This window comes from Alishewanella sp. BS5-314, from assembly GCF_025377695.1.
GTDB lineage: Bacteria > Pseudomonadota > Gammaproteobacteria > Enterobacterales > Alteromonadaceae > Alishewanella > Alishewanella aestuarii.
In genome coordinates this window covers 215623-238415 of sequence record NZ_JACEHJ010000001.1, presented here as the reverse complement: position 1 = coordinate 238415, position 22793 = coordinate 215623, and the positions used below count along the sequence as shown (strand labels likewise).

Genomic DNA, 22793 nt, shown 5'->3' with positions numbered 1-22793 from the left:
CATATCCATCCCACTACACTAGGCGCCAGTTTGTGCTATAACTGGTAGCCTGTGTTTTAGTTAGTAAGAGTATTTCATGTCTGATATTTCAAAATCCCCGAAAATCCGCAGTGCGGTATTAGGCGCCGCTGGTTACAGTGGTGCAGAGCTCTGTGCCTTACTTAGCGCAAACCCTTATTTTGAACTCAGTTATGCTTTCGCTTCTGGCGGCCGCGATCCTGAACCGCTGGCCAGCTTATATCCGCGTTTTGCCCGTCAAGTCGATATTCTGGTGGAACCCTGGCAGGATAGCCTGATCCCTGAGCTGGATATCGAGGTAGCATTTCTGGCATTACCGCATGAGGCCAGTGAAGAGGTGGCTCCTAAACTGCTGGCCAAAGGGATTAAGGTGTTTGACCTGTCCGGCGCCTTTCGCTTAAAGCAGCCAGAGCTGTATCCGCAGTACTATGGCTATGTCCATCAGCATCCGGAATTACTCGAGCAAGCCGTCTATTCGTTAATGGAATGGCAAACTGAGCCGCTGGGCGATCTGGTCTCGGTACCCGGCTGTTATCCTACCGCTTGTTCACTGGCGTTATTACCGGTATTAAAGGCCGGTCTGGTTGCGGCGGATTGTATCCCGGTGATCAGCGCGACCAGCGGTGTATCGGGCGCAGGCCGTAAAGCCAGCCTGACCACCTCTTTCTGCGAAGTCGGCCTGAATGCCTATGGTTTCTTCAAGCATCGTCACCGGCCGGAGATTGAGCAGAACCTTGGCCGTAAAGTGGTATTCACCCCCCATCTGGGTAATTTTAAACGTGGCATTCTGGCCACCTGTGTGGTGAACCTGAACCCTGGTGTCAGTGCGGAGCAGGTCAAGTCGGCCTTTACCCAGGCCTATACCAGTAAACCGCTGATCCGCTTTACCGATAAATCCCCTAATGTGGCTGATGTTGCCGGCACTCCGTTCTGTGACCTTTACTGGCAACAGGATGGTGAACAACTGGTGATTATGTCGGCGATCGACAACCTGTTAAAAGGCGCGGCAGCACAGGCCATGCAAGCAGCGAACGTACGTTTTGGCAAACCGGAAACGGCCGGTTTATTTGCAGGAGCTGTCGCATGAAGCCCGTGGTATTAAAAATGGGCGGCCGCCTGTTACAAGACAGAGCGGCGCTGGATGCCTTGTTAGCGGTATGTGCCAACATTAAACAGCAGCGACCGGTGGTGCTGGTGCATGGTGGCGGTGACCAGGTTGATCAGTGGCTGGCGAAATTTGGTTTTAGTACCGAAAAAATTGATGGTCAGCGGGTGTCACCGGCTGAGCAAATGCCAGTGATAACCGGTGCCTTGGATGGTGCTGTCAATGCCGAAATGGTCAGCCGCGCGATATTAGCGGGTTTAAACCCCGTTGGTTTGAATTTGTCAGCCGGTAACAGCTGTCAGTTTAGTGTTAACACTAAACTGGGGGCGGTAGGTATCGCAAAGCCAGCTGAGCCGACCTTACTTAACCTGTTATTACAGCAAGGCTTTACCCCGGTATTTAGCTCTATTGGTATAGGTGCCGAGGGGCAGTTATTAAATGTAAATGCGGATCTGGCTGCAGCGGCGATTTGTCAGCTGGTTAAGGGCCAACTGGTATTACTGACCGATGTGCCGGGCATTTTAGATGCCCAGATGCAACTGATCCCAACCTTAAGCACGACGCAAGCGGCAGAGTTGGTGACACAGGGAGTGATCAAGGGCGGCATGAAAGTCAAACTGGATGCGGCGCTGGAAACAGCTGCGGCACTTAAAAGCAATATCGTTGTCGCCGGCTGGCAGCATCCGGAAGATTTACAAAACCTGATGCAGGATAAGCCAGTCGGCACCTGCATTATGTATTAACCTCAGGGCGCAGCTTAGCGCCACAGTATAAGGAAACCGCTTAGCGGATACGTGTGTTTTATGAGTAAATTAACCCAGCTGCTGTGTTTAGCTGAACTGGATCAGACACAACTTAAGGCGCTGCTCGAGTTAGCGCTGAATATCAAACAAAACCCGCAGGATTACCAGCAGGCATTAAAGGGCCGCAGCATTGCGCTGTTGTTTGAAAAGCCCTCGCTGCGTACCCGTGTCAGTTTCGATGTTGGTATTTACAAACTCGGTGGCCACAGTGTCTATCTGGATCAGCAAAACGGTGCCATGGGCGTGCGTGAGTCGGTAGAGGATTTTGGCAGCAATCTGGCTTGCTGGATCGATGCGATAGTGGCACGGGTTTACTCGCAAAAAACGCTGGTACAGCTGGCGCTAAGCAGTAAAAAACCGGTGATTAATGCGCTGAGTGATCTCTATCATCCGTGTCAGGCACTGGCCGATTTACTGACCTTAAAAGAGCAATATGGTGACCTGAGTAAAGTGCATCTGGCCTTTGTTGGCGATGGCAATAATGTCTGTCATTCGTTGATGTTGGGCGCCGCCATTATGGGCATGGATCTGACAGTCGTGACGCCACAGGGCTTTGGTCCTGATGCCCATGTACTGTTAAAGGCACAGGAGCTGGCACAGCACAGCGGCGCCAAGCTGACACTCAGTCAGCATTTGTCGTCAGCCGCCGGTGCGGATGCGATCTATACCGATACCTGGGTGTCGATGGGGAATAAAGCCGATCCGGCGCAGGTACAACGTATTTTTGCACCTTATCAAATTAATACTGCCGCCATGCAACGGTTGGCAGTAAAACATTTTATGCACTGTTTGCCGGCACATCGCGGTCAGGAAGTGACCAGCGAGGTGCTGGACAGTGAATTTTCTCTGGCATTGCAGCAGGCGGAAAACCGGATGCATGCGCAAAATGCTGTGTTAGTCAGTTTATTTAGTTGAGGTTGGTAATGAGCGTAAAGAACGTTAAAAAAGTGGTACTGGCTTATTCTGGCGGTTTAGATACCTCGGCCATTGTACCCTGGTTAAAAGATAACTACGACTGTGAAGTCATCGCTTTCGTCGCTAATGTCGGGCAGGGCGATGAAGAGCTGGCCGGCGTAGAGCAGAAGGCCATTAACTCTGGCGCCAGCAGCTGCTATGTTGTTGACTTGCGCGAAGAGCTGGTAAACGAAGTGATTTTCCCAACTTTAAAAACCGGCGCTGTCTATGAAGGCCAGTATTTGCTTGGCACCTCAATGGCGCGGCCAGTGATTGCCCGTGCTCAGGTCAAACTGGCACTGGAGCTGGGCGCCGATGCGCTCTGTCATGGTTGTACCGGTAAAGGTAATGATCAGGTGCGGTTTGAAGGTGCTTTTGCTGCTCTGGCACCGCAGTTAAAAGTTATCGCGCCCTGGCGGGAGTGGGAGTTTAACTCCCGGCAATCGCTGTTAAATTATCTGGCCGAGAAGAAGATCCCAACCACGGCTTCTGCCACCAAAATCTACAGCCGCGATGCTAATCTGTGGCATATTTCGCATGAAGGCGGCGAAATTGAAAATCCATGGAATGAGCCATCTGACCAAATCTGGATGTGGACCAAATCTCCGGAGCAGGCGCCGGATAAAGCCGAATATGTAGAGTTGAGCTTCGAAGCTGGTGAGCTGAAAAAGGTTAATGGCCAGGCCATGAATGGGGTGGCAGCTATTGAGCTGTTAAATGCCGTTGGCTCCGAGCATGGTGTTGGCCGGATTGATATCGTCGAAAACCGGTTAGTTGGTATGAAGTCCCGTGGCTGTTATGAAACACCAGGCGGTACCATTATTCTGGCGGCACTAAAAGGCCTGGAAGCGCTGGTTTATGACCGCACCTCACTAAAATATCGCGAAGAGGTTGGGTTGGAATTTGCCCAGCTGGTCTATGATGGCCGTTGGTTTACACCGTTAAAAGACGCCTTGCTGGCAGCCGCCACCTCCTTAGCCGCGCAGCTGACCGGTGATGTAGTGGTCAAGCTTTACAAAGGTAATGTCACTGTAGCGAAGCGTCGCTCGCCGAATAGTTTGTACTCTGAAGCCTTTGCTACCTTTGAAGGCGATGAAGTCTATAACCAGAAAGACGCTGAAGGCTTTATCCGGTTGTACAGTCTGGCCAGCCGGATCCGGGCACTGCACGCGAAGAAGGATTAAGTTATGGCGATGTGGGGTGGTCGCTTTACCGAAGCGACGCTGGCTGAGTTCCGCGATTTTAACGATTCGCTGAGTTTTGATTATCAACTGGCGCTGCAGGACATCGCGGCTTCGCGTGCCTGGGCCGCCGGTTTGTTGCAAGCCGGTATTATCAATCAGCAGGAAGCGCAGCAACTGGATACCGGCTTGGCTGACTTAGCGGTGGCGATTGAGGCGGATCCGAAGTTACCGTTGCAAACTCAGGAAGAAGATATTCACAGCTGGGTAGAAGCCCAGCTTACCGCTAAACTGGGCGCGGTGGCGAAGAAGTTACATACCGGACGCAGCCGTAATGATCTGGTTGCTACCGATCTGCGGTTATGGACCCGGCTAAATGCTGGCTATGTGCGACAGGCGTTATTATCAGTACTCAGAGCCTTGCTGGTATTTGCCGAGCGAGCCGGTAGCGACGTGATGCCGGGTTTTACTCATCTGCAGCGCGCCCAGCCGGTTTTAGTAGCGCATTGGGCATTGGCTTATGTCGAGATGTTTAAACGTGACCTGAGTCGCTTAGATGACGCTGTTGCACGCTTAGATGTGTGTCCGCTGGGTTGTGGTGCACTGGCCGGTACTGGTGTGGCGATGGATCGACATACACTGGCACAGCGTCTGGGATTTTCCCAGGCAGCAGCCAATAGTCTGGATGCGGTATCAGATCGCGATTATGTGGTGGAGCTTTCCGCTGCCGCCAGCTTGTGTATGACGCATTTATCACGTTTGTCGGAAGATGTGATCTTCTTCTGCTCGGGTGAAGCGGCGTTCTTTAAACTGGGAGACGCCATCAGTAGCGGTTCTTCGCTGATGCCGCAAAAGAAAAACCCGGATGTATTTGAGTTACTGCGCGGTAAAACCGGCCGCGTACTCGGACATTTGGTCGCCATTTTGCATGTGCTGAAAGGCTTACCTTTGGCCTATAACAAAGATATGCAGGAAGACAAACAGGGCTTTTTTGACCTGATGGCAACCTGGCAGCAATCTCTGCTGGTGTTAGCAACGGTATTACCCCATTTAGCGGTGAATACAGAGCAATGTCGTCGGGCCGCCGAGCTGGGTTATAGCAACGCGACGGATCTGGCTGATTATCTGGTAGCCAAGGGCGTGCCGTTCCGTGACGCGCATGAGCTGTCGGGAGCGCTGGTGTTAAAAGCTTCAGCGGCTAAGGTCGCGCTCGAAGCATTACCACTGACTGAGATGCAGCAGGTCAGCCCGCTTATTACCGATGACGTCTATGCTGCACTGACCATTGAAGCTGGTTTGGCCAAACGTGCCGCCTATGGTGGTACAGCGCCGGTGCAGGTATTACAGCAGTTAAAACTGGCACAGCAATGGTTTGATACTGTTAGTCATTAGTGTGCGCAGCAAGCATAAAAAAACCGGCGTTGCCGGTTTTTTTATGCTCTGAAAGTATGCTTAGAACAGCTCTTCCAGTTCCTGCTTTTGTTGATTGTTGTCACCAAATTGCACCTGAGGTACGCTACCGGATACGTATTGCGTCGGTTCAGTGCCAAGTTTGAAGAACTCAAAACTGCTGGTATGGTCAGTGCTGCGGCTTAACAGCCCGGTTGTCAGATCAATTCGCACTGACGAAATACCGACCGGTGGCGTAACGGTTTTTTCCGGATAGGCAGGCAGGATCTGCCGCATAAAACTCTGCCAGGCTGGCATGGCGGTGCGGGCACCGGACTCAGCTCCGGCGCTTTGCTCCCGACCAAGATTGGCATTCCACAATGCCCGGCCGAGGCTGCGGTTAGCATCATCAAAACCGACCCAACTGGTTACCGCCAGATCACTGTTAAAACCAGAGAACCAGGTATCTTTCGAATCATTGGTGGTACCGGTTTTACCCGCCAGATCACGACGGCGCAGGTTTTGTAGCTGCCAGGCGGTACCATTCCAACCGGTGCCCTGGCGCCAGTCGCCACCACCCCAGATACTGCTCTTTAAGGCATCGGCAATTAAAAAGGCGTTTTGCGCTGAGATCACCCGTGGCGCGGCCTGAGCCGACGTTTCCCCGTCCGTTTCCGGACAAGCTTCACAAGCTAACAGCGGCTGATGTTGAAAGATGACTTTATCCTCGGCATTCAGTACCTTGTCGACAACATAAGGCTGTACCAGAAAGCCGCCATTGGCGAAGACGGCATAACCGGTAACGACTTCCAACGGCGTCGACGAGGCAGAGCCCAGGGCCAGTGTCTCGTTGCGGGGCAGATCGGCGGCGCTAAAGCCAAATTTTAGTAACTGTTCGATAGTGGCGTCGATACCGATACCGCGCAATAAGCGGATGGAAACAACGTTTTTCGATTTCGCCAGAGCTTCGCGGATCCGGATTGGCCCGTCATAGACTGCTGGCGAGTTGCGTGGCCGCCAGGCAATACCGGCACCGGCATCCCAGTGGTGGATAGGGGCATCGTTCATTAAGCTGGCTAAGGTATAGTTATGCTCGAGCGCAGCGGAATAGATAAAGGGTTTGATATTAGAGCCTACCTGACGTTTAGCCTGGGTTACGCGGTTAAACTGGCTTTGCGCAAAACTATAGCCACCGACTAGAGAGCGGATAGCACCGTCTTTTGGATCGATGGCTACCAGGGCACTGCTGGCGGCTGGGATCTGGCTCAGACGCCAGAGCTCATCCTGCTGCCGTACCAGGATGTGCTGGCCGGGTTTCAGGATCGCCGCCGCTGTTTTCGGTGCCGTGCCCTGACGCTCATCGGTGATAAAGCTACGGGCCCATTTCAGGCCATCCCAGGACAGCTCCTGCAGTTGGCCGCCTTTTAGCAGCACCATGGCACTCTGCTGTTTCACGTCTAATACGATAGCCGGAATAAGGTCCTCAATACCTTGCTGGCGGTCCAGGTAAGCATTAATTTCCGCAGGCTCAGGTCGGTTCTTCTCGGTAAATACCGGCTCTGCAGCATCGCTTTGCTGCAACTGACTTTGCCACAATTCGGCGACCGGACCACGATAGCCATGACGCTCATCATAGTCGTACAAATTCTGTTGCAGGGCCCGGCGGGCAATGGCCTGATCTTTACTATTGATAGTGGTATAAACGCGGAAGCCTTCGGTGTATGCCACTTCTTCACCAAAACGGTCAACCATTTGTTGGCGCACCATTTCGGCGATATACGGAGCGGAGGCGGTGATCTGGGCACCATGTAAACGGCTGGTCACCGGCGCGGCGATGGCCGCGTCGAAGGTGGCGCGATCAATGGCTCCGGTGTCCAGCATCCGGCCAAGCACGACGTTACGACGGGCACGGGCGTTGCTGGCTGAGCGTACCGGGTTTAATACCGATGGCGCCTTAGGCAGACCGGCAATAATCGCCATTTCGTCAACACTGAGTTCCTGTACCGTTTTACCAAAGTACACCTGAGCCGCGGCTCCCACCCCAAAGGCGCGATGACCTAACTCAATTTTATTCAGGTAGAGCTCCAGGATCTCGTCCTTGGTCAGCAATTGCTCGATATGAATGGCCAAAAAGATTTCTTTGATCTTGCGAATTAGCTTTTTTTCACGACTTAAGAAAAAGTTTCGGGCTAGCTGCTGGGTAATAGTACTGGCGCCCTGGCTTAGCTCGCCAGAAGTGGCAACCACGGTCGCGGCCCGCATTATACCGATAATATCGATACCCGGATGCTCGTAAAAACGGGTGTCCTCGGTGGCCAGGAAGGCTTGAATTAAAAGCGGGGGCATTTCGTCCAGACGTAATGGGATCCGACGTTGCTCACCAAATTGCGAAATCAATTCGCCATCAGCAGTAAACACCTGCATCGGGGTTTGTAAGCGGACATCTTTTAACGTAGCGACATCAGGTAAATCATCTTTCAACCAAAAATAGGTCGCAGTGATGCTGGTGACACCGAGCAAAAAGGCAACAAAAACAAAAATAAGCAGTTTTTTAAACCAAGACACGATGCGACCCCAACTTTAACTCCCAATTTGGTAATTTCACTGCTAGTATATATTTATTAGACTGAGATTAAACGCTTTTTCTTGCCAAAAAATCGTGTCTAGGCTAAGAATACCTAGTATAAGAATAACTAACTAAAATAACGGCTGCAGGACGCTATGATCAAAAGCCTGTTTAGTAAACAAACGCCCATGATGGTTGGGATTGATATCGGCTCACACTCAGTGAAAGCGATACTGCTCAGTCAGCATAGCGGCTATTATAAAGTGGAAGCCTTCGCGGTTGAGCCGATGCAAAAAGGCGCCATGTCAGACCGTGAGGTGCAGGACATTGAAGCTGTAGGCAATGTGCTGGCAAAAATCCGTAAAAAAATTCCCCGCTCGGTGAAATTCGCGGCGACCGCTATTTCTGGCTCTACCGTAATCAGTAAAGTCATTTTTATGGATGTGTCCTTAACCGATGCTGAACTGGAAAGTCAGATAGAAGTTGAGGCTGATACCTTAATTCCTTATCCGTTAAACGAAGTCAGCCTGGACTTTGAAAAACTCGATGTTAATGAGTCTGACCCCTCCAAAGTCAACGTGCTGTTAAGTGCGGCCCGAACCGAAAGCGTTGAAGCCCGGGTTGCTGCGCTGGCAAACGGTGGTTTTACTGCTAAGGTTGTTGACGTTGAAAGCTATGCCCTGAGCCGGGCACATGAGCTTTGCCTGAACCAATTGCCGGCAGACGCCGGTTCTAAGGTGGTGGCGATGGTCGATATCGGTGCCACCATGACCCTTCTAAGTGTAGTGGAAGGCGGTAAAACGCTGTATACCCGGGATCAGGTATTTGGCGGTGAACAGTACACCCGCAGCATTCTGTCTTATTATAACAAGAGCTACGAAGAAGCAGAGTTAGCGAAAGTTACCGGCGATTTGCCTCCCAACTATACCTTTGAGGTGCTGGCACCATTCCAAACGATGCTATTGCAACAAATTCGCCGTGGTATTCAGATGTATCTGACCAGTAGCGGTAAGGACGCGGTGGATTATCTGGTGGTGTCGGGTGGCTCGGCACTGATTGAAGGTATCGACAAATTACTGCTGGACGAGTTGGGTATCCATACCGTTATTGCTAACCCCTTTGCCAGTATGGAAGTGGCGACGGCAGTCGATCGTGACGCGCTCGACAATTGTGCACCGCAGTTGATGGTCGCCAGCGGCCTGGCATTGAGGAGTTTTACACCATGGCATATATAAACCTGCTGCCGTGGCGCGAAGCAGCCAGAAAAGAGCGGCAAAAAAACTATGTGATGCTATTGGCTCTGACAGCGTTAGTAAGCTTTCTGATTTTCTTTCTGATTAATATGATTTACAACGCCAGACTCGAAGGGCAGGCCAAGCGCAATCAATTTCTGGAAAGTGAGATCCGGGTGCTGGATCAACGCATCGCTGAAATTCGTAACCTGAATGAGACCAAACGCAGCCTACAACAGCGGATGACGCTGATTGAACAGTTGCAAAGCAGCCGTAATCTGGGCACTCAGGTGATGCTGGAAATTACCCGTATTGTGCCGGCAGGTGTCTATCTTACCCAACTGGAAAAGAAAGGATCATCACTGTTATTGCTGGGTAAAAGCGAGTCGAATAACCGATTGTCGAATATGTTGCGTGAAGCGGAGCAGTCTGAATTGTTATCCACCCCTTACCTTGAGTTTATTGAGGCCGGTCGTGAACGCTCCTCATTATTGAGTGATTTCCGGATGCACGTAAAAATCGAAGGTTATGATGCGTTGGAACAGCAAGCCCCTGTAGCAACCAGTGGGCAGGGGGGCAGATAATGGCTCTGAATATGAAGTTATCAGAGATTGATATCAATGACCTCGATCTCGAGAATATGGGGTCTTGGCCTTTAGCCGCGAAAGCCATTTTCGCGCTGTTGGTGGCGGCCTTGGTATCAGTGCTCAGTTATTATTTGCTGATTGACAGTAAAATTGATGAGTTAGCGGCAGCGCAGCAAAAAGAGCTGGAGTTGCGTCAGACTTATCAGAGCCGTTACGCGTCCGCGGTAAATCTCGAGGCATACCGTGAACAAATGAAAGAAATGGAAGAAACCTTCGCGGTGTTGCTTAAACAGTTACCCACAACGCATGAAACGCCAGGCTTGTTGGACGATATTACCTACGTTGGTACCACCAGCGGTTTGACGTTCTTACGGATTAACTGGGAACCTGAGGTAGAAAAAGAGTTTTACACGGAATTACCGATCAAGATTGATGTGGTCGGGGATTATCACCAATTCGGTAACTTTGTCAGTGAAGTCGCTAAGCTGCCACGAATCGTCAGTTTACATGACTTTACCATTCAGGCTGATAAAGATAATAAACTCAGATTTAACGTCGTCGCCAAGACCTACCGCTATAAGGAGAGCATTCAATGAGAGCACTCCTGACTGCAGTAACGCTCAGCCTGCTACTGACCGGTTGCTTTGATGATGTCAGTGATATTCAGGCGCATATGGATGCGGTAAAAAATAACGCCCGCCCTCGGGTAGAGCCATTACCACAGGCGAAAGAGTTTACCCATATTCCATATAATGTGGGTAATGTACGTAGCCCCTTCACTGAACCCAGCCCGGAAGCGATACAGGACCGAATTGCTCAACAGCAGGACTGCATCACACCGGATCCGAACCGGCGTAAAGAGCCGCTGGAACGTTTCGCGCTGGATAATCTGCGGATGCGCGGTACCTTGGGTGATGGCGGACAATTATGGGCCTTGATTGAATCAACAGATAAGGCATTACACAGAATAACGCTGAACAATTATATGGGACTGTTTCACGGTAAGGTGATCAGAGTTGAACCCACCCATATGGATTTGTTGGAGCTGATCCCGGATGGTTCTGGTTGCTGGGTAGAACGAACCACCAGAGTTCAGATGTTCGATGCTGCAACAGCAGGTAACTAGGTGTGCGAGTAAATCATGGATAAATTAATTAAAAATAAAGCGGCAGGATTTAAAGGCAGCAGACTTGGTTTGTTAGCGTTGCTTATCAGTGCTTTGCCTGCAACAGCAGCACCTTTACTTTATGAAGTTCGTTACAATCCGTTGTTAAACGGTGAGACGGAAATCGAGTTTGTATTTGATGAGCCATTGGTGCAGGAACCCCGGGTACAGCTATTACAGCAACCAGCCCGCTTAAGTGTGACCTTCCCAACGGCAGAGCTGGAGCAACGTCTTGCTAATGTTGCTGTTGGCCAGGCTGGCGTGTCGGCTGTCCGCTCAGCGCTGAATGACGAGGGCGTTAACTCCGTTATTGCGATGGACACGCTGAAAGTCTATCGCACCCGTCTGAATGATAATGTCTTCTCTGTGCACCTGGCGGATACACCTCAGGTTACCCGGCCAGGAAGCAGTTCAGAGATTAATCCAAGCTTTATCAATCAGCTACAAGCCATTGACTTCCGTCGCGGTGAACGTGGCGAAGGCAGGGTGCTAGTGTTTCTGAAAGAGAATGCTGCTGCTGTCGATGTTCAGGAACGCCTCGGTAAGCTGGAAATTGAATTCCACAATACCTCTATCCCGGATGAATTGTTGTATCAGTTGGATGTGATGGACTTCGCCACTGTCGTCAAAGGCGTGGAGACTTTCCGCGACGGTACCTCAACCAAGCTGGTGATTGATGCTACTGAGCAGTTCACTTTCAATTATCAGCAGATCGACAATATTTTCACGGTCAATCTGGTGCGTGACACGACCAGTCGCAGTATTTTGGGTGGTGGGCGTGAATACAAAGGCCGGCCAATTTCGCTAAACTTCCAGGATATTCCTATCCGTACTGTGTTACAGATTATCGCTGACTATAACGGCTTTAACCTGGTCACCAGTGATACGGTGACCGGCAATATCACCCTACGCCTGGATGGCACACCCTGGGATCAGGCCTTAGATATTGTACTGCGGGTTAAAGGCCTGGATAAGCGGATGGAAGGCAATATCCTGATGGTCGCACCGACCGAAGAGCTGGCAGCCCGCGAAGCGCGTGAACTGGAAGCGCGGCAACAGGTTGAGCAGCTGGAGCCACTGTATTCTGATCTGATCCAGATTAATTACGCTAAGGCCGCCGATTTAGCAGGCTTATTATCGAATCGGGAAGCGACCTTGTTATCAGATCGCGGCAGCGTAGTGGTGGATGAGCGTACCAATACGCTGTTGTTAAAAGACACCGCAAAAAATATTGAAAGTGTGCGCCGCTTACTGGAACGCTTGGATATTCCGGTACGGCAAGTATTGATCGAGTCTCGTATCGTCACCGTGAACGATAATGTGACTGATGAGCTGGGGATCCGCTGGGGCTTTAGTGATCAGCAGAGCACCAGTGGTGGTAACCGCGGCGTCTCGGGCAATGCGCCAGGTGCGAACACTATCTCCAACGGCGGTTTCCCGTCACTGGACGATCGTTGGAACGTCAATCTGCCGGTAGCGAATCCGGCCGGTAGTATCGCTTTCCATGTTGCGCGTTTGGCTGATGGTACCTTATTGGATCTTGAGCTGTCTGCGTTAGAGCAGGAAAACAAAGGTGAAGTGATTGCCAGCCCGCGAATTACTACCTCAAACCAAAAAGAAGCCCGGATTGAGCAAGGTGTCGAAATTCCTTATGTTCAGGCTGCATCTAGTGGCGCAACGACCGTTGAATTTAAGAAAGCTGTATTAAGCTTGACGGTGACGCCGCAGATTACGCCGGACAATAAGATTATTCTGGATTTGGTTATTACCCAAAATACCCGTGGTGAAACGGTACAAACGCCAACAGGCCCGGCAACTGCTATCGATACCCAGCAAATTATGACTCAGGTGTTGGCCGATAATGGCGAAACCATAGTACTGGGTGGGATTTATCAACAGCAAATCGTTTCTACAGTAAGTAAGGTACCGCTGTTGGGCGATATTCCATATATGGGTGTATTATTCCGCAATAAGCGTGAGCTGAACGAAAAGAGTGAGCTGTTAATTTTTGTCACGCCACGGATCCTGACGGAAGGCCAATAACTGAAGAGGCGCGGGTCTGGCCCGCGCCTCTGATATTTAGCTTGCCAATCAAAGGCCATTCCTGACATAATTCAGCGCTTCAATTTTTCGTGGGAGCCTAACGGTCCTTGAATTCAACTTTCCTTTGAAATAGCTGACTTAGCAATACGACATATGGCAGAAAAACGTAATATCTTCCTCGTAGGCCCTATGGGTGCCGGTAAAAGCACTATAGGCCGTCATCTGGCAGAGATGCTTCACCTAGAGTTTTATGATTCCGATCAGGAAATCGAACGCCGTACCGGTGCAGATATTGCCTGGGTATTCGATCTGGAAGGTGAAGAGGGCTTCCGGGTCCGTGAAGAGAATGTCATCCAGGATCTGACTGAGTTGCAAGGGATAGTGCTGGCCACTGGCGGTGGCTCGGTATTAAGCAAGGAAACCCGTAATCGGTTATCGGCACGGGGCATAGTGGTATACCTGGAAACACCAATCGAGAAACAGGTCGCCCGCACTCAGCGTGATAAGAAGCGTCCACTGCTGCAGACCAAAGAAGAGCCAAAAGAAGTGCTTGAGCGTTTAGCCGCTGAACGTAATCCACTCTACAGCGAGATTGCCGATCTGACAGTGCGTACTGATGAACAGAGCGCCCGGGCCGTCGCTAACCAGATTATTGAACAACTAGGTTTCTGATTTCCAGCACAGGGGGCTGCTTATGCAAACCGTTGCCGTACAACTTGGTGAACGCAGCTACCCTATCCAGATTGCCCAGGCCTTTCCTGCCTTACTTCCTGAGATCGCTGCGGCTGAGCAGGTGGTGATAGTGTCTAATCCCACAGTCGCTGAGCGCTATTTATCGCAAGTTGAAGCGTTGTTTCAATATCCTTGCCGGCATTTTCTGGTACCGGATGGTGAGGCCTATAAAACGCTGGCAACCTTCGAAGCGGTTTTATCCTATTTACTGGAGCAAAAGCTGTCACGGCAAGTAGTGCTGGTCGCACTGGGTGGTGGCGTGATTGGCGACCTGACCGGTTTTGTTGCCGCCTGCTATCAGCGCGGTGTGCGTTTTATCCAGATCCCAACCACCTTGCTATCACAGGTTGACTCCTCGGTCGGTGGTAAAACAGCGGTTAATCATCCGCTGGGTAAAAATATGATCGGCGCTTTTAAACAGCCGGAGCAGGTATTAATCAGCACCGCGACGCTGGCTTCTTTGCCGCCGCGCGAGTTTGCCGCCGGTATGGCGGAAGTGATCAAATATGCATTGATTAGTGATTTACCGTTTCTGGACTGGTTAGAACAGCATGCTGATGCCATCTCTGCTCAGCAGCCGGCAACGCTGGCAGAAATGATCCGGCACTGCTGCCAGATGAAAGCCGATATTGTCAGCCGCGATGAAACTGAGCAGGGCGAACGGGCTTTACTTAATCTCGGCCATACCTTTGGCCATGCGATAGAAGCCTTCCTCGGATACGGTGAATGGTTACACGGTGAGGCCGTCGCTGTTGGCATCCTGATGGCGCATCAGCTGGCCCATAGCCGTGGTTATCTGCAGCTGGCCGAGGTAGAACGGGTGCGTAACATCCTGCAACACTTTAAGTTACCGGTGTCTGCACCAGCTTCAATGCATATTACGGATTTCCTGCCCTTTATGAAAACCGACAAAAAGGTGGTTAATGGGCAACTGCGCTTTATTTTGCCGGTCGCACTCGGTCGTAGCCAGATGCTCACTGATATCAGTGAAGCCGAACTGATACAAGTATTCAACTGATGAAAATCAGAAGTCTGCAGCAACAGCTGGATCAAAATAGCTACCTGTTACCATCACAGCGGGACCTACTGTCGCGCCTGCTATTTCAACTGGCTTTTAATGACTTCGATCGGCTGGCTATTGTTGGTGCCGCGGGCAGCGGTAAATCAACCTTAGCACTGGTGTTAGCTGAGTTATTTTCCGAATGTCAGGAAATGTCAGTTAATGTGGCGCTGGTGCAAAGTCCGCTGTCATTACAGCAACTGAGCAAACAACTATCACAGCAGTGGTTTGCTACTGAGCAGCTGGATACTGAGTCATTGTTGGCGCGTTGTCGTACCGATAATACCTCTGAGTATGTATTACTGCTCGATGATGCGGATACGCTGGATTTAAGTTGCTGGGCCTTGCTGGAACAATTACCGGCACGGCTGTTCTGCTTTGTGCCGCAACCCGACCCCAGATTTCAGTTAAATCTGACGATCCCGGCACTCTCCTTAGTGGATAGTCAGCAATTATTGCAAGAGCAGCAGTTAGACCCCTTAGCACTGGCGGAGCGTTTTGCGCTTAGCCAGGGTAATCTGCATCTGTTGTTACAAATGCCGCTGATTGCAACCAAAACAAGTGCAACCAGAACGAAAAAGGTTGCGGCGCAAAGTGGATCCTTCCCCTGGTTGGCTGCCGTCGCCCTGGTAGCGGTCGTGGTGATAGCGGCAGTTAGCTGGTTAGGGCGTACACCTCCAACAACGCTACCGCCGCTACCAACAAGTACTGCGCCTGATGCAGCTATAACAGCAAACACCCCTAAGGCTGAACTGATGCCGGATACGCCGGAGCCGCCACTGCCTGGTGCAGAGATGATTGAGCCGGAAGTGCCTGCTTTAGCATCAGTGACGGCCGCTGAAATAACGGATCCCGGCACCTTATCAATTGAAACTCATAGCGATGCTATACCTGAACAGGTTGCTGAAGAAGTGACAACAGTCGCTGCCGAAACACCCGTTATAGCGCCTGAGCAAGCGCCGTTAGCCACTAAGCCAACAACTATAGTGCAACCGCAACCGGCCAGAGTAACCGCCACAACAACGGCTAAGCCAACTGGCTCAGCAGCATCAGCTTTGGCTGCACTGGCCGCGACTGAGCGACTGGTACAACTGGCAGTATTATCTGATGAGGCAGCGTTAAAGCGCTTTCAGCAGCAATACCCAGGCTTGCAGTATCAGCTGTATCAACGTCAGCAGCAGGGACGGCAGCAGTGGGTGTTAGTCGCCGGCCCGTTCAAAAACAATGCCGCCGCCTCGGCCTATATTGCACAGTTACCGGCAAAGTTGCGTGACGCCGGCCCCTTTATCCGGACTGCGCGTTCGGTGCAGCAGGATCTTGCTGCTGCAACTCAGGATAATCGTTAAGTGCCGCCAAGAGTGCAACCAAAAGAGCCAGTAAAAATGCCGGCCAAAGTGCAGCAGAAAAGTCGGGCATTTTTGAAATGGGCCGGTGGTAAGTTCAACCTGGTCAGTCAGATTGAGCAACAATTACCGGGCGCAGCTTGTCTGGTGGAGCCTTTCGTTGGCGCTGGTTCGGTGTTCTTAAATACCGACTATCCGCGCTACCGGCTAAATGACATTAATGCCGATTTAATTGCGCTCTATAAGACCTTACAGCATGATGCAGAGCGCTATATTGCCGATGCCAGAAGTCTGTTTGTCGCCAGTGCGAATACTAAAGGCAGCTATCTGGCGCTGCGTAAGCAATTTAATGAGCTGCATGATCCTTATCAGCGTGCGCTGTTATTTCTGTACCTGAACCGCCATGGTTACAATGGACTTTGTCGCTATAATCTCAGCGGTAAATTTAACGTGCCCTTTGGCAGTTACAAGAAGCCGTATTTTCCGGAAGCAGAATTGTATTTCTTTGCGGAAAAGGCGCAGCGTGCGGTATTCAGCTGCCTGAGTTATCAACAAGTCTTTACCGATTTGCAAAGCGGCGATGCCGTGTATTGCGATCCGCCTTATGTACCCCTGAGTAAAACAGCCAGCTTTACCAGCTATGCCCGCCAGGGTTTTAGTCTGGATGATCAGGCTCAGCTGGCGATTTTAGCTGAACAAGCCCAGTTACGTGGTTGTAATGTATTGATCAGTAATCATGACACCACCTGGACCCGCAAAATATATCAACAGGCACGGCTAACCAGCATCGCAGTGGGGCGCTCGATCAGCCAAAATGGTCAGGGTCGGGGTAAGGTGCAGGAGTTGTTCGCTTATTATCCGGCGTTAGCGCAGCACCAGAAACACGACTAATAACAGCAGGGCAACGAAACAGAGCGCGGCAAAGATACCGGTCAGGATATAAGGCACAGCGCTTTGGCTTTGAAAGTCTTGCTGACGCTGTTGCTCAGATTGTACCCCGATAAAGGCGCCGAAAACCGCTTTAAGCACCTGCTTGAAGCCGGGTTTCGCCGCAGTCATATCAGCTTTTCGGTGCGCTGGCAGGTAGCAGCCGACTTACCAGTTCCAGAAAATCGACAAAGTGAAATTGTGTCGAACGACTGTTACCAGAAAGCCAATTCAGCCAGTTATGTTGGATATCCTGACAGCTTGCTTGGGTTGAAGGTGTGCAGATCTTTTCGGCGTCCAGCTGCCAAACTACAAAAGCAAGCATCATGCCGCCTGCCAGGAGCAGAGACTTGCTTGTTTTGGTTAGTTTCATGTTAATTCCTGTTAACCTGATGCAGAGCCCCAATGATAGTAGATTCTTTCGCCAGACACAAGCTGATTAATTATTAGACGCTGGTGCTGGCGACAAGTGGCAGGCTTTAGCCGTTAGAATGCTTTTGACACCCCAAAGATCACCCGGCTGTCACACAGCTTACAATCTTTGATATCGGTGTCAACGTAAGCCAGTGATAACCCAAGCCCCAGTACTTCGGTACTCAGAGTTACGCCGTAATCCAGATAGCTGGATGAGCTGTCATCCGAGAATTCATTATGGCCGACGTGGAAATCCACACTCAGGTTGTCTGTCAGCGCTAAACTATAGCCGGCATAGACATAGTAATACTTGCCGCTGTTGCCATAGTAGTCATCGCTATAAGCCAGGCCCAGTGTAAAATCCTGATAGCTGACCGAACCGTAGAGTTCCCAGAAGTTCGACCCCTCGAACTCGGTGTTAGGGTAGCCATAACGCATAATACCGACATCGGCGCTCCATCCCTCGGCGATATCACCGCTCCAGCCCAACAGCACATCCAGCTCCAGTGTGCCCTGACCACCAAAATCGACACTGGAGCCCCAAACCGACAGATACCAGCCACTGTCAACGGCCAGGGTTAAACCACCTTGTAAGGCCGGCGCTTCTTCGGTTTGTGAGATACCACGGAAGGCGTAATCAGAAACAAAGGTCACATCACCACTGACTTCAACCGCTTGTGCCTGCGCACTGGCCAGGCTGGCTGTTAACAATAAGCCGGATAAACCGGCCACAGTGCATTTTTTGATCGATGTCATTGTTATTCCCCTTAGATTGGATTCAGCAAGGGAATTCCAAGATATATGCCAGATTATAAAGTTGATATATAACAGAAGCTTATTTTAATCGCTGACCAATATTGCCATTTAGACTGCTGCTTGCTGGTGCAGTACTGCCTGATTTTTGTGCAATCATCAGCGGCCTTGGCTGCTTTCTGTGCCAGAATTGAGTAAAGTCTGGGTTTTGGATCGGGAAACCTGTGCTATGCAACCTTACTTAATTGCTCCCTCTATACTTTCAGCCGATTTTGCCCGCCTGGGCGAAGATGTGAACAAGGTACTGGCCGCCGGTGCTGACGTGGTGCACTTTGATGTGATGGACAATCATTATGTGCCGAATCTGACAATCGGACCTATGGTGTGTCAGGCGCTGCGTAACTATGGTATTACCGCCCCTATCGATGTGCATCTGATGGTCGAGCCGGTAGATAGCCTGGTGCCGCAATTTGCCAAGGCGGGCGCCAGTATTATTACCTTCCATCCGGAAGCCTCTAAACATATCGACCGTACCCTGCAATTGATCAAAGACCACGGTTGTCAGGCCGGCCTGGTATTTAATCCGGCAACGCCACTGAGTTACCTCGACTATGTGCTGGATAAGGTCGATGTGGTGCTACTGATGTCCGTTAACCCCGGTTTTGGTGGTCAGAAGTTTATTCCGGCAACGCTCGATAAGCTGGCCGCAGTGCGTCAGCTGATTGATCGCAGTGGCTTGCCGATCCGGCTGGAAATTGATGGTGGGGTCACGGTAGCGAATATTGGCGAGATTGCTGCTGCCGGCGCGGATATGTTTGTTGCCGGTTCGGCGATTTTTAACAGCCCGGATTATGCTGCGACTATCGCACAGATGCGGCAGCAACTGGCAGCGGTAGCCGGTTAATGTATAATAGCGCTCTTTTTTTCGAACTTAACACAGGATTATGCACAGCATGAGCAGTAAACCCATAGTACTCAGTGGCGCCCAGCCATCCGGACAACTGACTATCGGTAACTATCTGGGCGCACTGCGGCAGTGGGATCAGATGCAGGATGACTACAACTGTCTGTATTGCATTGTCGATCTGCATGCGATTACTGTGCGGCAGGAGCCGGCAGCACTGCACAGTGCCTCGCTGGACAGTCTGGCGCTGTATCTGGCTTGTGGTATTGATCCAAAGCGCTCAGCTGTTTTTCTGCAATCGCATGTCCCTGAGCATAGCCAGCTGGCCTGGGTGCTGAACTGCTACACCCAGTTTGGTGAGCTGAGCCGGATGACCCAGTTTAAAGATAAGTCAGAGCGGCATAACAATAATGTGAATGCCGGTCTGTTTACCTACCCGGTGCTGATGGCGGCCGATATCCTGCTGTATCAGGCGAATCAGGTCCCTGTAGGTCATGATCAGAAGCAGCATCTGGAATTGGCGCGTGATGTCGCGACGCGGTTCAATGCGTTGCATGGTGACATCTTTACGGTGCCGGAACCCTTTATCCCTCAGGTGGCCGCCCGGGTGATGAGCCTGCAGGAACCGACCAAAAAGATGTCAAAATCGGATGACAACCCGTGGAACTTCGTCGGCTTGCTGGAAGATCCGAAGATGATCAGCAAGAAATTTAAAAAAGCCATCACGGACTCTGAAGATCCGCCACGGGTGTATTTTGACCTGGATAACAAGCCAGGCGTTGCTAACCTGCTGAATATTCTCAGCGGTGTTACCGGTAAAACGGTGGCGGCACTGGAAGCCGAGTATGAAGGCAAGATGTACGGCCATTTAAAAGGTGATGTTGCCGATGCGGTCATCGCTCTGCTTGAGCCGGTACAGCAAAAATTCCGTGACATCCGGGCCGACCAAACGCTAATGCAGCAAGTGATGCGCGAAGGTGCCGCCAAAGCCCGTGAGCATGCCAGCCGCACCCTGGCAGCAGTCAACGCAGCTGTAGGTTTTGTGGCGCCCTAAGCGCTACTGTTGTTGCCGGAGTTCCCCTGATGCAGCAGGTCGCCTTTCTGACCCAACATGGCAAGGTGCCGCTGCTGACCGAAGCCCTGGCGGCGCTGGGTTGGCAGATCCAGACGGTAAGCGGTTTTGATACCGACTTGCTAGGCAGTTTTGCTGGTGAGCGACCGCGTTTTATGACAGCGGCCGAATGCGCATTACGCAAAGCGGCTCTCGCGGCAGAGTTATCCGGTTCGGCGATCGGTATCGGCAGTGAGGGTAGTTTTAATGCCGGCCCCTATGGTTTGGGTACCCTGAATCAGGAGTTGCTCTGCTGTGTCAATATTGACGAGGGCTGGGCAGTGACTGCAGTGGCACAGCAACTTTGTAGTGCCCGTAGCTGGCAGCTTACCGAAGCTGCCATGTTACAGACTATACTGCCCACGATCCCCGACGGACAACTGCTATTGGTAAAGCAGGGCGCTTGCCTGGAAAAGGCATTAACGCCGGCGCAGGCGCTGTTGTGCTGCGAGCAATGGTTAGCCAAGGGCGCGGTAACGCTCGAATATGACTTACGTGCCCACTGCAGTCCGGAGCGACAGCAGGTGATCCGGTTGGCGGCCGACAATTTGCGGCAACGGCTGCAACAACTTTGCCCGCGTTGCCATAAACCGGGGTTTTGGCCTGAGCTGCCGTTAACCGGTTTACCTTGTGCCGACTGTGGTCAGCCAACGTCGCAGCGCCGCGGTCTACGTGCCTGCTGTCGCTACTGCGATTATCAGCAAGACTTTTTGCATAGCAGCGGTTTCGCCGATCCGGCCAACTGCCCGCAATGTAATCCATAACGCTTGAAACCGCCTAAAATAGTACGGGTAACCGATGAAAAGAGTATCTGATGAAAACTGAGCTATTAGCTGCGGATCAGCCAGCAGATGTCAGCCGGGCAGCAGCCCTGCTGCAGCAGGGTGAGTTGGTGGCAGTGCCAACAGAAACTGTGTATGGTTTAGCGGCCAATGCGACAGATGCCGATGCGGTGGCGAAAATTTTTCAGGCCAAAGGCCGGCCGGCGGATCACCCCTTGATAGTCCATATCCCAACACTTGAAATGCTGGAACAGTTTGCGGTAGAGATCCCACAAAGTGCCTATCAGCTGGCCGCTGCCTTTTGGCCCGGCCCCCTGACGCTATTGCTAAAAAAGGCGCCGCAAGTCAGCACTGTGGTGACCGGTGGTCTGGAAACCATCGGGATCCGGATGCCCGCTCATCCGGCACTGCTGTCGTTGTTACAACAAGCCAGACTGGCGGTTGCCGCACCGTCGGCCAATCCCTATAAAAAACTCAGTCCAACCCGTGCCGCTCAGGTGCTGCATGGCATGGCCGGGAAAATTGCCGCCGTGCTGGATGGCGGACCTTGTGAGCATGGTCTGGAGTCGACCATTGTCGATTTAACCACTTCACAGCCGCAGATCCTGCGCAGCGGGCCAATAACGGCCGCGCAGCTGGAACAGGTGCTGGGGTGTACCGTCAGCACGCCGCGCGAGCACCAGGTTAAAGTATCCGGTAATGTCGGTGCCCATTATCAGCCGAATACCCCTGTCTATCTGTTGCCATCTGATGCATTACTGGCGCAGCTTGCCAGCAATACCCTGCCTACCGCGGTATTGCATTTTAGTGTCTTGCCGTTACCTGCGGTTAGCTACCGGCAACAGTTACCCGCCAGTGCGGCAGCTTACGGCCAACAACTTTATCACCAGTTATTTCTGGCTGATCAACAAGGCGTGGCGCAGATCCTGGTCGAGCTGCCCCCGCACGGCCCAGGCTGGGAAGCCGTGCAGGACCGGTTACGCCGTGCTGCCTGTCATGAGTAACAGCGACGGACAGATGTTATGTTGTTAATGATTGATAACTACGATTCCTTTACCTGGAATCTGGTGCAGTATTTTCAGGCACTGGGGCAGCAGGTGTTGGTTAAACGCAATGACGAGCTGTCATTGGCACAAATCCGTAAGCTGGCGCCAGATTACCTGGTGATCTCACCCGGCCCGGGCAACCCGGATCAGGCCGGTATCAGTTTGAAAGCGATAGAGCATTTTGCCGGCAGCTTGCCGATCCTCGGCGTTTGTCTGGGCCATCAGGCGATTGCCCAGGTGTTAGGGGCGAAAGTACTGCGCGCGCGTCAGGTGATGCATGGCAAAAACTCCCTGATTGAACACCAACAGCAATCGCTGTTTGCCGGCCTGCCAAGCCCGCTTAGCGTGACCCGATACCACTCGCTGGTGGTGGCTGCCGAGACCTTACCTGCTGCGGCTGTTCACACCGCCTATACCGCTCCCGAGCCGGATGGCTGGCGGGATCTGATGGGGCTTTGGCTGCCGGAGCTGCAATTACACGGTGTGCAGTTTCATCCGGAAGCCATTTTGACCGAACATGGTCGGACCATGTTGGCGAATTTTTTAGCAGTGACTGCTTAAGCTGTGTCGTCAACCGTAGCCAATTCTGCGCCAGCGCTGATGGCTGCTGCGTTAGACTGACAATCGCAGCCAATACAGTTGCTCACGCCAGCGCTTAGTTATTCAAATCCTATGCAA

23 protein-coding genes are annotated in these 22793 nt (G+C 51.8%); 19 read left to right on the top strand and 4 right to left on the bottom strand.

The window, feature by feature from the left end; translation table 11 throughout:
- Window positions 1–76 precede the first annotated feature (76 nt).
- The 5 genes from argC to argH are packed head-to-tail and all read left to right on the top strand — an operon-like array spanning window position 77 to window position 5453.
- Window positions 77–1105 (top strand): N-acetyl-gamma-glutamyl-phosphate reductase, encoded by a 1029-nt coding sequence (gene argC / locus H1D31_RS01110; protein WP_008609023.1) that lies wholly within the window; start codon window positions 77–79, stop codon window positions 1103–1105.
- Window positions 1102–1866, top strand: coding sequence for an acetylglutamate kinase (gene argB / locus H1D31_RS01105; protein ID WP_008609022.1), 765 nt, complete (start codon window positions 1102–1104; stop codon window positions 1864–1866). Before argC ends, argB begins: the two co-directional genes overlap by 4 nt.
- A gap of 60 nt (window positions 1867–1926) precedes the next feature.
- Window positions 1927–2841 carry an ornithine carbamoyltransferase gene (locus H1D31_RS01100; RefSeq protein WP_261255247.1) on the top strand — a complete coding sequence of 305 codons (915 nt, stop codon included), beginning with the start codon at window positions 1927–1929 and terminating at the stop codon, window positions 2839–2841.
- Window positions 2842–2849: 8 nt separating this feature from the next.
- On the top strand, window positions 2850–4064 hold the full coding sequence (locus H1D31_RS01095) for an argininosuccinate synthase (protein ID WP_008609020.1): 1215 nt from the start codon (window positions 2850–2852) through the stop codon (window positions 4062–4064).
- Between the two features lie 3 nt (window positions 4065–4067).
- Window positions 4068–5453 carry an argininosuccinate lyase gene (gene argH, locus H1D31_RS01090; RefSeq protein ID WP_008609019.1) on the top strand — a complete coding sequence of 462 codons (1386 nt, stop codon included), beginning with the start codon at window positions 4068–4070 and terminating at the stop codon, window positions 5451–5453.
- 60 nt (window positions 5454–5513) lie between these two features.
- On the opposite strand, the gene H1D31_RS01085 is transcribed toward argH, so the two are convergent.
- Window positions 5514–8015 (bottom strand): penicillin-binding protein 1A, encoded by a 2502-nt coding sequence (locus tag H1D31_RS01085; protein ID WP_261255245.1) that lies wholly within the window; start codon window positions 8013–8015, stop codon window positions 5514–5516.
- 156 nt (window positions 8016–8171) lie between these two features.
- On the opposite strand from H1D31_RS01085, the gene H1D31_RS01080 reads away from it, so the two are divergent.
- From H1D31_RS01080 to H1D31_RS01040, 9 genes are all read left to right on the top strand, one after another.
- The gene (locus tag H1D31_RS01080) at window positions 8172–9251 is read left to right on the top strand and encodes a pilus assembly protein PilM (protein WP_261255243.1); all 1080 of its coding nucleotides are present in this window, start codon (window positions 8172–8174) and stop codon (window positions 9249–9251) included.
- Window positions 9239–9832, top strand: a complete 594-nt coding sequence (locus H1D31_RS01075) for a PilN domain-containing protein (protein ID WP_008609015.1) — start codon at window positions 9239–9241, stop codon at window positions 9830–9832. Before H1D31_RS01080 ends, H1D31_RS01075 begins: the two co-directional genes overlap by 13 nt.
- Window positions 9832–10431 (top strand): type 4a pilus biogenesis protein PilO, encoded by a 600-nt coding sequence (locus tag H1D31_RS01070; protein ID WP_261255241.1) that lies wholly within the window; start codon window positions 9832–9834, stop codon window positions 10429–10431. Before H1D31_RS01075 ends, H1D31_RS01070 begins: the two co-directional genes overlap by 1 nt.
- Window positions 10428–10961 (top strand): pilus assembly protein PilP, encoded by a 534-nt coding sequence (locus tag H1D31_RS01065; protein WP_008609013.1) that lies wholly within the window; start codon window positions 10428–10430, stop codon window positions 10959–10961. Before H1D31_RS01070 ends, H1D31_RS01065 begins: the two co-directional genes overlap by 4 nt.
- 15 nt (window positions 10962–10976) lie before the next feature.
- Window positions 10977–13043, top strand: coding sequence for a type IV pilus secretin PilQ family protein (pilQ, locus tag H1D31_RS01060; RefSeq protein WP_261255240.1), 2067 nt, complete (start codon window positions 10977–10979; stop codon window positions 13041–13043).
- 153 nt (window positions 13044–13196) lie between these two features.
- The gene (gene aroK, locus H1D31_RS01055) at window positions 13197–13715 is read left to right on the top strand and encodes a shikimate kinase AroK (RefSeq protein WP_008609011.1); all 519 of its coding nucleotides are present in this window, start codon (window positions 13197–13199) and stop codon (window positions 13713–13715) included.
- Window positions 13716–13737: 22 nt separating this feature from the next.
- Window positions 13738–14793, top strand: a complete 1056-nt coding sequence (gene aroB / locus H1D31_RS01050) for a 3-dehydroquinate synthase (protein WP_261255239.1) — start codon at window positions 13738–13740, stop codon at window positions 14791–14793.
- Entirely contained in the window at window positions 14793–16181 is a 1389-nt protein-coding gene (locus tag H1D31_RS01045; RefSeq protein ID WP_261255238.1) for an SPOR domain-containing protein, read from the top strand. The genes aroB and H1D31_RS01045 overlap by 1 nt, the downstream gene beginning before the upstream one ends.
- Window positions 16182–16217: 36 nt before the next feature.
- On the top strand, window positions 16218–17069 hold the full coding sequence (locus H1D31_RS01040) for a Dam family site-specific DNA-(adenine-N6)-methyltransferase (RefSeq protein WP_261255237.1): 852 nt from the start codon (window positions 16218–16220) through the stop codon (window positions 17067–17069).
- Here the strand turns inward: H1D31_RS01040 and H1D31_RS01035 are convergent.
- The 3 genes from H1D31_RS01035 to H1D31_RS01025 all read right to left on the bottom strand — a co-directional run bounded on the left by H1D31_RS01035 (window position 17043) and on the right by H1D31_RS01025 (window position 18275).
- Window positions 17043–17237, bottom strand: a complete 195-nt coding sequence (locus tag H1D31_RS01035; RefSeq protein WP_008609006.1) for a DUF2970 domain-containing protein — start codon at window positions 17235–17237, stop codon at window positions 17043–17045. The two genes, H1D31_RS01040 and H1D31_RS01035, sit on opposite strands and share 27 nt — an antisense overlap.
- A 1-nt stretch (window position 17238) precedes the next feature.
- Complete coding sequence (locus tag H1D31_RS01030) at window positions 17239–17478, bottom strand: hypothetical protein (protein WP_039925392.1); 240 nt, start codon at window positions 17476–17478, stop codon at window positions 17239–17241.
- Between the two features lie 113 nt (window positions 17479–17591).
- Window positions 17592–18275: a TorF family putative porin gene (locus tag H1D31_RS01025; protein WP_261255233.1), complete on the bottom strand. Its 684-nt coding sequence runs from the start codon at window positions 18273–18275 to the stop codon at window positions 17592–17594.
- Window positions 18276–18501: 226 nt separating this feature from the next.
- On the opposite strand from H1D31_RS01025, the gene rpe reads away from it, so the two are divergent.
- From rpe to H1D31_RS01000, 5 genes are read left to right on the top strand one after another with little or no spacing between them, the layout of a single operon-like run.
- Window positions 18502–19176 carry a ribulose-phosphate 3-epimerase gene (gene rpe / locus H1D31_RS01020; protein WP_065955733.1) on the top strand — a complete coding sequence of 225 codons (675 nt, stop codon included), beginning with the start codon at window positions 18502–18504 and terminating at the stop codon, window positions 19174–19176.
- A 49-nt stretch (window positions 19177–19225) separates the two neighbouring features.
- Window positions 19226–20230: a tryptophan--tRNA ligase gene (gene trpS, locus H1D31_RS01015; RefSeq protein WP_261255232.1), complete on the top strand. Its 1005-nt coding sequence runs from the start codon at window positions 19226–19228 to the stop codon at window positions 20228–20230.
- A 29-nt stretch (window positions 20231–20259) separates the two neighbouring features.
- Complete coding sequence (locus H1D31_RS01010) at window positions 20260–21051, top strand: DUF6671 family protein (protein ID WP_261255230.1); 792 nt, start codon at window positions 20260–20262, stop codon at window positions 21049–21051.
- A gap of 50 nt (window positions 21052–21101) precedes the next feature.
- Window positions 21102–22073, top strand: coding sequence for an L-threonylcarbamoyladenylate synthase (locus H1D31_RS01005; RefSeq protein ID WP_261255229.1), 972 nt, complete (start codon window positions 21102–21104; stop codon window positions 22071–22073).
- Between the two features lie 18 nt (window positions 22074–22091).
- Entirely contained in the window at window positions 22092–22676 is a 585-nt protein-coding gene (locus tag H1D31_RS01000; RefSeq protein ID WP_065955717.1) for an anthranilate synthase component II, read from the top strand.
- The last annotated feature ends 117 nt before the right edge of the window (window positions 22677–22793 follow it).

What these genes read in the sequence shown, in the direction of transcription:
- argC (WP_008609023.1), top strand. Translation starts at nt 77, where the DNA reads ATGTCTGATATTTCAAAATCCCCGAAAATCCGCAGTGCGGTATTAGGC.
- argB (WP_008609022.1), top strand. Translation starts at nt 1,102, where the DNA reads ATGAAGCCCGTGGTATTAAAAATGGGCGGCCGCCTGTTACAAGACAGA.
- H1D31_RS01100 (WP_261255247.1), top strand. Translation starts at nt 1,927, where the DNA reads ATGAGTAAATTAACCCAGCTGCTGTGTTTAGCTGAACTGGATCAGACA.
- H1D31_RS01095 (WP_008609020.1), top strand. Translation starts at nt 2,850, where the DNA reads ATGAGCGTAAAGAACGTTAAAAAAGTGGTACTGGCTTATTCTGGCGGT.
- argH (WP_008609019.1), top strand. Translation starts at nt 4,068, where the DNA reads ATGGCGATGTGGGGTGGTCGCTTTACCGAAGCGACGCTGGCTGAGTTC.
- H1D31_RS01080 (WP_261255243.1), top strand. Translation starts at nt 8,172, where the DNA reads ATGATCAAAAGCCTGTTTAGTAAACAAACGCCCATGATGGTTGGGATT.
- H1D31_RS01075 (WP_008609015.1), top strand. Translation starts at nt 9,239, where the DNA reads ATGGCATATATAAACCTGCTGCCGTGGCGCGAAGCAGCCAGAAAAGAG.
- H1D31_RS01070 (WP_261255241.1), top strand. Translation starts at nt 9,832, where the DNA reads ATGGCTCTGAATATGAAGTTATCAGAGATTGATATCAATGACCTCGAT.
- H1D31_RS01065 (WP_008609013.1), top strand. Translation starts at nt 10,428, where the DNA reads ATGAGAGCACTCCTGACTGCAGTAACGCTCAGCCTGCTACTGACCGGT.
- pilQ (WP_261255240.1), top strand. Translation starts at nt 10,977, where the DNA reads ATGGATAAATTAATTAAAAATAAAGCGGCAGGATTTAAAGGCAGCAGA.
- aroK (WP_008609011.1), top strand. Translation starts at nt 13,197, where the DNA reads ATGGCAGAAAAACGTAATATCTTCCTCGTAGGCCCTATGGGTGCCGGT.
- aroB (WP_261255239.1), top strand. Translation starts at nt 13,738, where the DNA reads ATGCAAACCGTTGCCGTACAACTTGGTGAACGCAGCTACCCTATCCAG.
- H1D31_RS01045 (WP_261255238.1), top strand. Translation starts at nt 14,793, where the DNA reads ATGAAAATCAGAAGTCTGCAGCAACAGCTGGATCAAAATAGCTACCTG.
- H1D31_RS01040 (WP_261255237.1), top strand. Translation starts at nt 16,218, where the DNA reads ATGCCGGCCAAAGTGCAGCAGAAAAGTCGGGCATTTTTGAAATGGGCC.
- H1D31_RS01035 (WP_008609006.1), bottom strand. Translation starts at nt 17,237, where the DNA reads ATGACTGCGGCGAAACCCGGCTTCAAGCAGGTGCTTAAAGCGGTTTTC.
- H1D31_RS01030 (WP_039925392.1), bottom strand. Translation starts at nt 17,478, where the DNA reads ATGAAACTAACCAAAACAAGCAAGTCTCTGCTCCTGGCAGGCGGCATG.
- H1D31_RS01025 (WP_261255233.1), bottom strand. Translation starts at nt 18,275, where the DNA reads ATGACATCGATCAAAAAATGCACTGTGGCCGGTTTATCCGGCTTATTG.
- rpe (WP_065955733.1), top strand. Translation starts at nt 18,502, where the DNA reads ATGCAACCTTACTTAATTGCTCCCTCTATACTTTCAGCCGATTTTGCC.
- trpS (WP_261255232.1), top strand. Translation starts at nt 19,226, where the DNA reads ATGAGCAGTAAACCCATAGTACTCAGTGGCGCCCAGCCATCCGGACAA.
- H1D31_RS01010 (WP_261255230.1), top strand. Translation starts at nt 20,260, where the DNA reads ATGCAGCAGGTCGCCTTTCTGACCCAACATGGCAAGGTGCCGCTGCTG.
- H1D31_RS01005 (WP_261255229.1), top strand. Translation starts at nt 21,102, where the DNA reads ATGAAAACTGAGCTATTAGCTGCGGATCAGCCAGCAGATGTCAGCCGG.
- H1D31_RS01000 (WP_065955717.1), top strand. Translation starts at nt 22,092, where the DNA reads ATGTTGTTAATGATTGATAACTACGATTCCTTTACCTGGAATCTGGTG.